At 56.0% G+C, this 12,826-nt stretch carries 12 protein-coding genes, 1 pseudogene and 1 riboswitch; of the genes and pseudogenes, 4 read left to right on the top strand and 9 right to left on the bottom strand.

Features of this window, described 5'->3' with window-relative positions; genetic code table 11:
• Positions 1-10: 10 nt before the first annotated feature.
• From Q1B21_RS14065 to Q1B21_RS14025, 9 genes and pseudogenes are all read right to left on the bottom strand, one after another.
• On the bottom strand, positions 11-787 hold the full coding sequence (locus Q1B21_RS14065; protein WP_298935094.1) for an ABC transporter ATP-binding protein: 777 nt from the start codon (positions 785-787) through the stop codon (positions 11-13).
• Positions 784-1,140: a DUF1636 domain-containing protein gene (locus Q1B21_RS14060; RefSeq protein ID WP_299080324.1), complete on the bottom strand. Its 357-nt coding sequence runs from the start codon at positions 1,138-1,140 to the stop codon at positions 784-786. Before Q1B21_RS14060 ends, Q1B21_RS14065 begins: the two co-directional genes overlap by 4 nt.
• A 98-nt stretch (positions 1,141-1,238) precedes the next feature.
• Positions 1,239-1,449: riboswitch (cobalamin riboswitch) on the bottom strand.
• Positions 1,450-1,494: 45 nt separating this feature from the next.
• Entirely contained in the window at positions 1,495-1,998 is a 504-nt protein-coding gene (locus Q1B21_RS14055) for a hypothetical protein (protein WP_299890251.1), read from the bottom strand.
• Entirely contained in the window at positions 1,995-2,216 is a 222-nt protein-coding gene (locus Q1B21_RS14050) for a hypothetical protein (RefSeq protein ID WP_298935091.1), read from the bottom strand. The genes Q1B21_RS14055 and Q1B21_RS14050 overlap by 4 nt, the downstream gene beginning before the upstream one ends.
• A 134-nt stretch (positions 2,217-2,350) precedes the next feature.
• Positions 2,351-3,016 (bottom strand): D-lyxose/D-mannose family sugar isomerase, encoded by a 666-nt coding sequence (locus Q1B21_RS14045; protein WP_298935090.1) that lies wholly within the window; start codon positions 3,014-3,016, stop codon positions 2,351-2,353.
• A gap of 18 nt (positions 3,017-3,034) precedes the next feature.
• Positions 3,035-3,961 (bottom strand): carbohydrate kinase, encoded by a 927-nt coding sequence (locus tag Q1B21_RS14040; protein ID WP_299890248.1) that lies wholly within the window; start codon positions 3,959-3,961, stop codon positions 3,035-3,037.
• Positions 3,962-4,000: 39 nt separating this feature from the next.
• Entirely contained in the window at positions 4,001-4,960 is a 960-nt protein-coding gene (locus Q1B21_RS14035; RefSeq protein ID WP_299890399.1) for an ROK family protein, read from the bottom strand.
• Positions 4,961-5,029: 69 nt separating this feature from the next.
• Positions 5,030-6,328, bottom strand: a pseudogene (locus tag Q1B21_RS14030) (GH1 family beta-glucosidase); the annotation flags it as partial.
• Positions 6,329-6,330: 2 nt separating this feature from the next.
• Positions 6,331-7,362, bottom strand: a complete 1,032-nt coding sequence (locus tag Q1B21_RS14025; protein ID WP_299890246.1) for a LacI family DNA-binding transcriptional regulator — start codon at positions 7,360-7,362, stop codon at positions 6,331-6,333.
• Between the two features lie 221 nt (positions 7,363-7,583).
• Here Q1B21_RS14025 and Q1B21_RS14020 point away from each other — a divergent pair, with 221 nt between their 5' ends.
• The 4 genes from Q1B21_RS14020 to Q1B21_RS14005 are packed head-to-tail and all read left to right on the top strand — an operon-like array spanning position 7,584 to position 12,825.
• Positions 7,584-8,942, top strand: a complete 1,359-nt coding sequence (locus Q1B21_RS14020; protein WP_299890244.1) for an ABC transporter substrate-binding protein — start codon at positions 7,584-7,586, stop codon at positions 8,940-8,942.
• A gap of 57 nt (positions 8,943-8,999) precedes the next feature.
• Entirely contained in the window at positions 9,000-10,007 is a 1,008-nt protein-coding gene (locus Q1B21_RS14015) for a carbohydrate ABC transporter permease (RefSeq protein WP_299890242.1), read from the top strand.
• A 4-nt stretch (positions 10,008-10,011) separates the two neighbouring features.
• A complete protein-coding gene (locus Q1B21_RS14010) occupies positions 10,012-11,160 on the top strand; it encodes a carbohydrate ABC transporter permease (protein WP_299890240.1) in 1,149 nt (382 codons plus the stop codon).
• 9 nt (positions 11,161-11,169) lie between these two features.
• Positions 11,170-12,825, top strand: a complete 1,656-nt coding sequence (locus tag Q1B21_RS14005; RefSeq protein ID WP_299890238.1) for an alpha-glucosidase — start codon at positions 11,170-11,172, stop codon at positions 12,823-12,825.
• The last annotated feature ends 1 nt before the right edge of the window (position 12,826 follow it).

The following is a 12,826-nucleotide window of genomic DNA, read 5'->3' as shown; positions in this document are numbered from 1 at the left end:
TAAGCTCCTGTTATGATGTCAGTTTTCGTTTTCGGATGTCGAGTGCCGGGATCAAGCGGCCTTCATGCTGGAAGCATAAATAGTCCACTCCAAAGGTGTCCCGGACGCGATCCGGGGTCAGCACTTCAGTCACAGGCCCGAACCCCGTGAGACGGGTGGTTTTCATCAACGCAACATGGGTGGCAAACTCGGGGATCATGACCAGATCGTGGACAATCATGACCACCGTCACACCCAAATTTGCGACCAATGAGAGCATATGCCCCTTGGCGTCCGGATCCAGGTGATTGGTTGGTTCGTCCAGAAACAGCAGCGACGGGTTTTGCGCCAGCGCGCGCGCAATATGTGCGCGCTGCCGTTCGCCGCCTGACAGCATCCGCATTGATTTACCGGCCAAATGGGTCAGCTCGGTTATCGCAAGAACCCGGTCCAGATCTGCTTTGTGGTCAGCCGCTGACCGGTCAGCCTGAATGGGTATTTGGCCCAGTGCAACGTAGTCCCGCAGCCTCAAGCGGCCGTCCGGCAATTCCTGTTGGCCGACCACGGCAATGGTCCGCGCCCTTTGCTGCGCTGACAAGCTACGTAGGCTTTGGTTGCGGATACGCACATCGCCCAGGGCAAGCCGTTCAACACCGCATAACAGGTTCAAGAGGGTGGTTTTCCCGGCACCGTTTGGTCCGGCGATGGCCAGAACCGCGCCCTCGTCGAGATTGAAGGACACGTCCTGAAGCAGGACGTCGCCATTCAATGCATAATATCCAAGGCCTTCGGCGGTCAAAAAGCTCATGACCCGTTCTCGGCAGGCAAACATGGCAACCGCGAGAGTGTTTTGGTGAGCAGGGCAGGCGGGCGCTCGGACGCGCTGGTCCAACCGTCCTCACTGTCGAGATACTGATGGGCAAACTCGGCCACTGCGGTCAGATCCTTTAGGCTTGTGATTTCACCGAAAAGATACTGCGCTTTCTGCTTCGCCTGTAGGCCAACAGTCATGGGCCGTTCACACCCTGCCATGCACGCGATCAGTCGCGTCGCAAATCCGGTTGGCAGCTGCTCATCCAGCAGTTTTTGCGCTGTTTCAGCCGCCACTGGTCCCTGGCAGGTTGAGCAGATTAGTACAAAGTGGTCAGGAGTATCGGACATAGCAGTCCCCGCCACTCAAAAAATGCGGACAGAAAGTGCAAGTCTTGTGAACACGCAGACGCGCCATCATAGCCTCCTTCCAGGACGCCCCGCCCCGGGTTGGTTGAACATCTGATGGCAGGTCTCCTGACTTGCGGGTCGTCGCTTGGCCAACCTTCCCGACCCTCTGGGCCAGTGGTGATTTGGCGTCGCTCACCGCCTACAGTTGCGGGGGCAGTCACGGAATTGGCCCGATTGTCGTGGGCCGCACCGCATTCCCATTTTCATCCCCAAGGAGAACCTAAGGGAACCATCCCAGCCAGCTAGTCTGGTGTCGCATCGATTGTCAAGCGTCAGGTCATTGCCAGCGCGGCGTCACTGAACCACACGTAGAGAAGGGCGTCGTGTCGATTGCCTTTGGTGATCGCCGCTGATGGGAAACCGGCTGGCCAATGTCAGTCCGGCTTGAATCAGATGTGCATCGGGATACCCACCGGTAACCTGACCAACGGCGTCTCGCGCAGCGGGTGTTTCATCGCGTCGCATGTGATGTAGCATTTTCAGTAACGCTCTCTCATCACAAGTGACTTCCCGCCGGTCTTCCAGGCTCAGGGGATCTTTGAAAGCCAGCCCGTCAGTGCGGCAATGCAAGGCGGCCTTGATGACTTTGAAAACAAGGTGCGCAAGATTGAGGCCTTGATCGTGCCCCCACTTTTCGATTGCGACCGAGTATGCATGTTGCCAGGCTTGGGTTGTGGGCTCGGAAAAGCTGAGGATGAAATGCCGCATGACGGGAAGAAGGCCCCGTTCGAAATCATCGAAATCCCGCAATGCATTGGGTGCGCGCGCTTCGCTTTGTCCGGAGGTGGAGAAACTCATGCGCGCCGCCTTTCGGTTTTTACTGAATGGCTGGACAGGCTTTGAACGTTTTCGGGCAGATCGCATTCGGCGATTGGGGTTTCCCGCCGCGGTGATGCTGCGTGGGCTGGGAATCTGAGGGCGGCCTCAATTGCCTGCCGCAATTTTGGCTTCAGCGCACATCCGTGGCGGCTGGCGATAGTATCCATGGCCAATAGGTCGGTGAGTGTTTTTGTCATGATCGTCTCTCGGTCTCTGGTCCTTGACCGGCCGTGATTTCGAGGGATCTGACTGGGTCACACCTTATCTGACAAAAAGAGTCGGAAATGACAAGAGGAGTTGCGTCGCAAATTTACCCAGCTTCAAGCTTGGGTCAGTAGTCGGCGACCAGCAGGAAATCGGGATCAGTATCTTCCTCGATCGTCGCAAAGCGGGGGATTGGCTCTTCGAAAACGTTGTCCGTGCGGTCATCGTTAACGGTAGAAACCTCTCCGATGAGGCAATCGCCGTGTTCCGCCCAGAAAGCATGCCAAATGCCGGGCATCAGCGTCACGCTTGCGCCGGGTTTCAAACGCAGGAGTTCGCCCGGCTGAATTGTCACTGGGCAGCCATCGCTTGGGACAGTCACGGGGTTGTCGCGATCGACACCCCCATCTGGGTTCGATGCATGAACTTCCATGACCAGATCACCACCACCGCGATTGATAATATCCTCGGCCTTGATGACATGACGGTGCATCGGTGACAGCTGTTTATCACGTGAAATCAAAAGCTTTTCAGCGTATAGCATACCACGACCTTGGTTCAGGTCGCCAACGTCTCCGTTGCGCAGGGTGAACAGGAATAGACCTAGGTCATCAAATTTTCCCTGACCATAGTCGGTGATGTCCCAGCCCAACCCGCGTTCGCGGATACTTTCCGCCTTGGGGCCGCGCATTTGTTTCGGAGACCAATCTGCGAACGGTGGTAGAGCAAAACCAAAAGACTGGATGAAGCTATGGGCCTCAGCTTTGATGCGGTTGATGTCTGATCTTTTCATTGTGCTTGCCTCATCAGATCAAAGCTCATGAGCCCACGGTGGGTTTGCCCCGGCACGGGATACGGTTACCCCGGCAACTTTGGTGCCCAACGCAAGGGCTGCGCGCAAACTGTCGGCCGTCAGACCAAGTAAGCCGGATTTGCTCAGGTGGCCCGATCGGTTTAGTTCTGCAAGAACCCCTGCATTAAAAGTGTCGCCCGCGCCGACTGTGTCCACGACCTGCACGGGCTTCACTGGAACAGAGGTTTCAGTGCCATCCGCCAGATAACCCGTTGCCCCATCGCCGCCCCGTGTGACAATGACCACCGAAGGCCCAGCCTGAAGCAACAGTGGCACCTTTTCAGCGTGGCTTTCGGGGCCCGGGATAATCCAGTCCAAATCCTCGTCAGACACTTTGATCATGTCGGCCTGCGCTATCATGCGGTTCAGGCGTGTGCGATACCGGGTCTGGTCCTTGATGAACCCGGGCCGGATATTCGGGTCCAATATAACTGCACTTTCGGGTCCATGGCGATGCAACAGGGCGGCGTAGGCGTCGGCGCAGGGCTCGCAAGCCAGGCTGATTCCGCCGAAATATAGCGCGGACACAGACGAAAGCTGGGTCGGCATATCTTCGGCTTGCAGCATCCGACCTGCGGTGTTTTCGTCAACAAAATTGTACGAGGCTTGCCCGTCCTGCAGTTGGACAAAGGCCAGGGTCGTGGGGCGGTCTGAGGTGATGACATGCGATGCATCCACGTGGCTGGCCTGTAACGTATCTGCCAATTGTTGTCCGAACATGTCCGAAGACAGCCCCGTCAGCATTCCCACCGGCGCACCCAACCGTCCCAACGCAATGGCCGTATTGAAGATCGCCCCACCGGAATGCGGAACAAAACCGTTTGCGCCCGAAACCGTTGGTTCGGCGATCATGTCGATCAGGGCTTCACCGCAGCACAGGATCATCCCGGGGTCCTCTTCTGAAATATGTATGAGGCGGCAAGCTTACCGCATAAGCGCATTTTTGCAGAAGTTGTTAGCGCCAACAATGCCAAATTCAGGTTGCTCTGAAACATAAAGGTTCATTGACTGACGCAGCTCACTAAAACGGCCACCGCCGTTAAACGCCTCGCGAAACTCACGGCCAAACAACCAGCGGTTCTTTTCCGCGACGCCACCGACCAGAAATACGCCCCCTGTAGGCATCAGAGTGACAGCCATGTCACCCATCAAAGCACCAAGATGCGTCGTGAAGATCTGGGCCGCTTGCACCGCCACGGCATCAGCCCCGCTGCGCGCATCCTGCAAGATTTCTTTTGCGGACCTGAGCGGTGTATCGCATTGACCGGCCGCCACACCTGTGGCCTGGTATAAGATCGGCAGCCCCGTGCCACTTAGAAACATCTCGGCTTCCAGCGCCAGACTGTCACCAAAAAAGCTATTTGGCGCGATGCGACGGGCTGCGTCGAAAATTTCAACTTCTTCGCGATGACGAGGCGACAGACCGACATGCCCGCCTTCGCCGGACACAGTATGATAATGACCTTCTGAATAGAGCAGCGCCCCAACGCCAAGCCCGGTCCCGGGCCCGACAACCAGTCGTGTGCCAGCCGGGGGGGTGGCTTCCCCTTGCAAAACGGCGACCTCTGCGCTGGTCACTTCGGCGACCGACCATGCGGCCGCCGTGAAATCGTTGATCACATAGGTATGTTTGGCGCCGGTCGCTTCGTGCAGTTCTGCTTCGGACAGATCCAGATTCGCGTTGGTCAGGCGAATAGTTCCGCTCCTGACCGGGCCTGCTCCGGCGGCGACAACGGCCTGAGGATCGGTCCCAATCTCGTCGCGCAAACTGTGCAGGGCATCCAGGAGATCCGGCAATGTGCCGGTGGGGTGTCTGCGAAGATCGGTCAATAGACCGTTTGAGACAACACCTAGGCGGGTGTTCGTGCCACCAACATCCGCCACCAGATTCCAGTGTTCATGAACCGAACCAGCAGGTTGTGCCAGAGGCAACGCGACGCGATCCGTTGTTTTGAGTGCGGACTTCAGCGCTTGGAAAGACGCTTTGGGTCTTCTTTCAAGAGTTTCAAAATCCACATCCACCAACCCAAAACGCTTTTCGTACCCGTAGGCCCATTCGTAGTTGTCGAGCAATGACCAGATAAAATAACCGTCGATCGGGACACCCTGATCCAATGCGTCCTGAACGGCCGAAAAGTGCTGGTTTAGATAGTCGATACGGTCATCATCTTGCCGACGTTCCGGGCTGGCCATACCGTTTTCGGTAACGTAAATTGGCAGGTCGCCCGTGTATTCCTTCTGCGTCCGCGTCAGGAACCTGGTCAGAGCGGCAGGGTCGATTTCCCATCCCATTTGCGTTTTAGGCAGCGGACCCGGGACCTCTTTCAAGTTTGGCCAGGCCGTGTTTGCAGAGGCAATGAGTTTGCGGGTGTAGTAGTTCAACCCACACCAGTCGACGGGCGCACCAATGGTTTCAAAATCATTTTGCCAGCCAGAGGGCAGGTAAGGCGCCAGACCTTCCAGAACATTTTCGGGGTAGGCTTTGTTGAACACGCCACCAAGGAAGAATCGATTGTAAATGCCGTCATAGAGGTCTGCGGCGCGTCGTGCCTCGGTGCTGTTATCCGCAGGTTCGGACCATTCTAGATTGAACACGGCGCCCAGATTTCCCATCCCAAGACCGCGCATTGCCTGAATAGCGCTGCCATGGGCCAGCAATACATGGTGCATCGCGCGGGCTGCGGCCCGGATATCGCGCAGGCCGGGGGCGTGGTGCCCTTCAAAATGGCTCAGCCAGCTGACGCACCACGGCTCGTTGATCGGGGCAACGCTGTACATGCGATCGCCGATACGGCCCATTATGACTTCGGTAAAATCGGCAAACCAACCTGCAATATCCCGATTGCGCCAACCGCCAAGATCGGCGAGCGGAGAGGGGAGTTCCCAGTGGTAGAGGGTTGCACAGGGGCGGATGCCGCGCTCTAACAGCGCGTCAGCCAGGCGATCATAATAGTCCAGACCGGCTTGATTGACTTGACCGCGCCCCTCGGGCAGCACCCGCGCCCAACTTGTCGAAAACCGATAACAATCGAACCCGGCCTCGCGCACCAGATCAAAGTCTTCGGCAAACCGGTTCAGGTGGTCACAGGCCAGATCGCCGTTTTCCCCTCGCACCACATTGCAGGGTGATGCTGCAAATGTGTCCCAATGGGTCTGTCCGGCACCGCCTTGAGCATGCCCTTCAATCTGGTACGCAGAAGTTGCCACGCCAAAGAGGAAATCTTTGGGAAAGTCAGCGCGTGAGTATTTCATGTTCAGATCCTGTTGGGCGCGGGGCCAGTTGATCTGCCAACTACCAGTTCGGCTTCCAGCAATCTAGTTTTCGTAGGGTCGTCCGGAGATTGGATGCGCTCTATCAACATTTCGGCGGCCATTTCGCCTGCATTGCGCACGGATGAGCGCGTTGCTGTAAAGATCGGAACATCCTGTCCATTCTTGAGATAAGACAGGTCATCGTCATGGGCGATCACCGACACATCCTTACCCAGTTCCAGCCCACTTTCGTCTAGTGCCCTCCGGACCCCGATGGCTGAAATCATTGAGGAACACAAAATAGCCGTGGGCGGGTTATCCAGCCCAAGCATGTCCCGGGTTTCATGGTGGCCATAAACCTCTGTCATCTCGGCGCTGCGCATCAGTTCAGGGTTGGGCGACAACCCGGCCTGACGCAAAGCTTCGAGAAACCCATCGCGGCGACGTTGTGCAAAATCCATGTCTTCAAGCCCGTTGATCAGAGCAATCCGGCGATGACCAAGATCGATCAGGAATCGGGTCGCACGCAAGAACGAGCTTTTGTTGTTCACATCGATCCAGTCATACTGGCCGACTACTCCGGTCGAGCGGCCATGGACAATGAAGGGCACTGCCATACGCGTCAGAACTTCGATCCGGGGTTCATCTACCTTTGGGCCCTGCAGAACAACGCCGTCTACCGCGCCGCGCTGGAACAGGCTGCGATACGCTTCTTCAATCGACGTATCATCGGCATTGGTAAACATCATGTCATACCCATGCTCTGAGTATTTTTTTACGGCGCCGGCGACAAAATCTCCGAAGATCGGGTTAACCATTTCGTGCCTGGACGAGCTGGGAATCACATGACCTATCACCATGGATCGGCCGGTCGCCAAACCCTTGGCGCGGCTGTTTGGGCGATAACCGTGTTTTTGCGCTGCAGCCTGAACCCGCACCCGGGTATCCTCACTAACCTCAGGGTACCCGTTCAGCGCGCGGCTGACCGTTGTCTGCGAGAGGCCAAGAATTTCAGACAGCTGCTTTAGGTTCATCTTAGTATTCAAAGCGCCTTCAAATAGGGTTCAAATCTGTTTTGTGAGCAATTCTGTCGTGCGTCAACCTGTTTTGCCACCTTATCCGGAATTATTAATAGTTATGAGTTTTTCAAACAGATTGTTGACAGGAGCAAAATGTTAGCGGATAAAATCGCCAATCCAAAGCGCTTTGAATATTGAGTCTCATCAAGCGCAGGGTAACGTTGGGAGGAAGATTTATGAAACACGCGCTTTACGCAGGTGCGGCGACGCTCGCCTTGATGGCTGGGGCGGTTCAGGCAGAAGGCGAACTGCTTCATGCCGTCGGCGAAGGCAACTTTGATTGGGATGGATACAGTGCGTTTGCCGAGGCAAATGATCTGTCCGGCGAAAGTCTGACCATTTTCGGGCCATGGCTGGCGGGTGAAGGCAAGTCCTTTGAGAACCTGGTGGCCTATTTCGACGAAGCGACCGGCTCGAACTCCAGCTATGTCGGCTCGGACTCACTGGAGCAGCAGATCCTGATTGATGCTGCTGCCGGTTCCGCGCCGAACCTCACGGTGTTTCCACAGCCTGGTCTGGCTGCGAACATGGCGAAGAACGGTTATCTGACGCCACTGGTAGATGGTTCGGCTGATTGGATCAAAGACAATTTTGCTGCCGGCCAATCCTGGGTCGACCTGGGTACTTTTGAAAATGCCGAAGGAGCGGATGGCTTCTATGGGTTTTTCTTCAATGTGAACGTCAAATCTCTGGTCTGGTACAGCCCCGAGAATTTTGAAGATTTTGGGTATGAAGTGCCCGAAACGATGGAAGACTTCAAAGCGCTGATGGATCAGATGGTTGCGGACGGCGAAACGCCTTTGTGTGTTGGTCTTGCTTCGGGCGGCGCGACTGGGTGGCCAGCAACTGACTGGGTCGAAGACCTGATGCTGCGCACACAGCCACCAGAAGTTTACGACGACTGGGTGTCGAATGAGATGAAGTTCGACGATCCGCGTGTGATCGCTGTGATCGAGGAATATGGCACCTTCACACGCAACGATGATTACGTTGTTGGCGATGCGGATGATACTGCGGCCATCGACTTCCGTGACAGCCCCAAAGGTCTGTTCGACAGCCCGCCGGCATGTATGATGCACCGTCAGGCATCGTTCATTCCGGCATACTTCCCAGAAGGGACGGAATTGGGTGCGGATGCCGATTTCTTCTATTTCCCGGCATTTGCCGAAAAGGATCTGGGTACACCGGTGCTGGGGGCGGGGACGTTGTTTACGGTCACAAACCCCAATCCAGCGGCCGAGGCGTTCATGGAATTCCTGAAAACCCCCTTCGCGCATGAAATCATGATGGCGCAGGATGGTTTCCTGACACCACATCTCGGCGCAAATCCAGATAACTATTCGAACGACACGCAGCGCGGGCAGGGGGAAATCCTGACCAACGCGACGACGTTCCGGTTTGACGGCTCTGACCTGATGCCGGGCGCCGTGGGTGCAGGTACGTTCTGGACGGGAATGGTCGACTACTCCTCGGGTGCCAAAGATGCGGCAACCGTAGCCGGCGAAATCCAGTCTTCCTGGGACGCGGCGAAGTAAGCGCAGTTTGGGGGCAGCCGTTGGGCTGCCCTTCACCTCAAAACGGATGAGAGCGTCATGACACCGGCACTTCAGGGCCTGCTGACCATCGCCATTGGCGTGTCGGGTTGCGTGGGCTACTTCTACCTATCCAATCAGTTCATAGACAAAGTCTTGTTTCCGCCACGCGGTCCTAACGCAGGTCGCAATATCAATCGCGCGAACATTATCCGCCCCTGGCTGTTCCTGTTCCCTGCGATGGCGGCCCTTGGCCTCTATCTGGCCTACCCAGTGGTCGAGACATTGCGCTTGTCCCTGACCGAGCGTGTTCCGGGTGGCAGCTATCGTTGGGTCGGCCTGGACAACTATGTTCAAATGGCAGCTGAGCCGAAATTTTGGGAAGCGATGCGCAACAATATGTTGTGGCTGATCGTAGTGCCCGCGATGTCGACGGCATTCGGATTGCTGGTGGCGCAGCTGACCGACCGGATCAGGTGGGGCAATTTTGCAAAATCGCTGATCTTTATGCCGATGGCGATCTCTTTTGTCGGAGCATCAGTAATCTGGAAACTGGTTTATGACTCGCGCCCTGCTGAGCAGGACCAGATTGGGATTTTGAACGCGCTCTACATCTTTTTCGGTGGAACCGACCCGCAGACGTGGTTGACCTTACCGTTCTGGAACAGCTTGTTTCTGATGGTTGTTTTGATCTGGATTCAAACCGGGTTTGCCATGGTTATCCTGTCGGCGGCATTGCGCGGTATCCCCGAGGAAACGATTGAAGCCGCGATCCTGGATGGCGCCAACCCGTTTCAGATCTTCTTCAAGATCAAGGTGCCGCAGATCAAGACGACCATTCTGGTGGTCTGGACGACGATCACGATCACCGTTCTCAAGGTTTTCGACATCGTCTTTGCCATGACCAATGGTCAGTGGGAGACGCAGGTGCTGGCCAACTACATGTATGACAAATTGTTCCGGGCCAACGATTGGGGTGTGGGTTCGGCCTCGGCCATGGTGATCATGTTGCTGGTGGCCCCAATCCTTGTCTGGAACGTGCGCAATGCGCGCAAGGAAATGGAGTAGGGGCATGAGCGATATTGCAGGAACCAAACCGGCGCTCAGGTGGGTTGTCCACGCCTCGGTCATCTTTTTGGTGGTGCTGTGGGTCGTGCCAACATTGGGGCTATTGATCTCATCCTTCCGAACAGCGGATCAGATCGCAACCAGTGGTTGGTGGCGCTCGCTATTTCCGTCCGAGCAAAACCTGACCCTGCGCAGTGCCGCGCCGGAAACGCAGGTGCTGGATAACGGGGTTTATGTGATTGAAGGCCAGTTGTTTGGAGACGACCAGCAGGCCACAATCTCGAAATGGGGTATCAGCTCGCGCGATGTTGGCGCTTTTGAGCCGGGCCAAACGGCTGAGCTGCGCCGGGGTGGGACCATCACCGTGTCTGCCGACGGTGAATACCGCATGGAAAACACTGAGGAGTTCACGGGCAATCGCGGTCCGCGGATTTTCGTTACCGCTGAACTGCCACCCGAGTTTACCTTCGATAACTACCAAAAGGTTCTTCTGGATCAGAGCAGTACGGACAGTATGGGCAAAGCGTTCTTCAATACGCTGACGGTGACGATCCCGGCGACGATTATCCCAATCCTCGTCGCGGCGTTTGCCGCCTATGCGCTCGCCTGGATGGATTTCCCTGGTCGGGCCTTACTGATCGCGGCAGTTGTCGGATTGTTGGTCGTCCCACTTCAACTGGCGCTTATCCCTTTGCTGAAATTCCACCTGAATATCGGCATTGGCAAAGGCTATCTTGGTGTCTGGCTTGCCCATACAGGGTTTGGAATGCCCTTGGCGATCTATCTGTTACGCAATTACATGGCTGGATTGCCGCGTGATCTGATCGAAAACGCCCGCGTCGACGGTGCAACCGAGTTTCAGATTTTCACCAAACTCATCCTGCCCCTTAGCTTTCCAGCGCTCGCTTCATTCGCGATCTTCCAGTTCCTGTGGACTTGGAATGACCTGCTGGTGGCCAAAGTGTTCCTGATCGATGCGACGGGCCAGACCACAGTTATGACGAACCGCATTGTCGAGCTGTTGGGCACACGAGGCGGGAATTGGGAAATTCTGGCGACGGCGGCCTTTGTGTCGATCTTTGTGCCGCTGGTGGTCTTTTTCGCAATGCAAAAATACCTGGTCCGAGGCCTGTTGGCCGGATCTGTAAAGTAGAGGCGTCTGATGAACGTGCAGAACAACCTGAGTCAAACCAAAGCGACCAAACTGTCCTCTGATTGGTGGCATGGCGGGGTGATCTATCAGATCTATCCGCGCAGCTTTCAGGACAGTAATGGCGACGGGATTGGAGACCTGAAAGGCATCACTGAAAGGCTAGGCTACATCGCGTCACTGGGCGTCGATGCGATCTGGATTTCACCCTTTTTCAAGTCTCCGATGAAGGATTTCGGATACGATGTCAGCGATTACCGCGATGTTGACCCGATGTTCGGAACCCTTGATGATTTTCGTGATCTTCTGGACAAGGCGCACGCGCAGGGTTTGAAGGTTATGACCGATCTGGTGCTGTCACACACGTCGGATCAACACCCTTGGTTTAGCGAAAGCCGCAGCAGTCGAGAAAATCCAAAATCTGACTGGTTTGTCTGGGCTGATCCCAAACCAGATGGTACGCCGCCGAACAACTGGCTGTCCATCTTTGGCGGTTCGGCCTGGCAATGGGATTCCCGCAGACTGCAGTATTACCTTCACAACTTTCTGGCCTCGCAGCCTGATCTGAATTTTCACTGCACAGACGTGCAGGATGCATTGCTGGATGTCGCTCGGTTTTGGCTTGATATGGGTGTGGATGGGTTCCGACTGGATACCATCAATTTCTATTTTCACGACAAGTCGTTGCGCGACAATCCAGCGCTGCCTTTGGATCAGCGCAATGCGTCGATTGCCCCCGCCGTGAACCCATACAACCATCAGGATCACTTGTTCTCAAAGAGCCAACCTGAGAATATTGCCTTTCTCGAGCGGTTGCGCGCATTGACGGATGAATACGAAGGCCGGGCCTGTCTGGGTGAGGTCGGAGACGCACAGCGTGGTCTTGAGATCATGGGGGAATACACCACCGGCGACAAGCGCATGCATATGTGCTATGCCTTTGAATTTCTTGAAAAACGGGCACTAACCGCAAGCTACGCAAAGCAGGTTTTCGATCAGCTTGAGGCCAAAGCTGGTGATGCATGGCCCTGCTGGGCCTTCTCTAACCACGATGTGCAGCGCCACGCGTCGCGCTGGAACCTGGATGGTGCAGCCACCCGTCAATACGCAGTTTTGATGATGTGCCTGCGCGGGTCCGCATGTCTCTATCAAGGCGAGGAGCTTGGGTTGGGCGAAGCAGACGTTCCCTTCGAAAAACTGCAGGATCCCTACGGAATAGAATTCTGGCCCGAGTATAAAGGCCGCGATGGTTGCCGTACCCCTATGGTTTGGGCTGCGCAAGACGAGCAATCCGGGTTCAGCGTCGCAGAGCCCTGGCTGCCAGTCAGCGCTGTACAAGCCGAGAATGCGGTGGATCGGCTGGAATCAAATCCACACTCGATGTTGCACCACTATCGGCGCGCGATTGCACTGCGCCACGCGCACTCTGCGTTGGCGTCCGGCGCGCAGAAGGAAATGGCCCAGAACGGGCCTGTTCTAACCTTCCTGCGCGAGGACGCATTCGAGCAGATCTTTTGCGCATTCAATCTGGGCGGTGATCCAACAAACGTGGAGCTGCCCGATGGCAAATGGCGCGCCATAGGTCGGGATTTGGGTTCCGTCGAGGGCGCCAGCAACGTGATGCTGAATGCATCGCAGTTTTGCCTGATGGTCAGGGATAAGGGGTAAA

It is taken from the genome of uncultured Ruegeria sp. (genome assembly GCF_947504215.1).
Classification (GTDB): Bacteria; Pseudomonadota; Alphaproteobacteria; order Rhodobacterales; family Rhodobacteraceae; genus Ruegeria.
The sequence above is the reverse complement of the archived record's forward strand: the minus strand, read 5'-3'. Positions and strand labels throughout refer to the sequence as shown.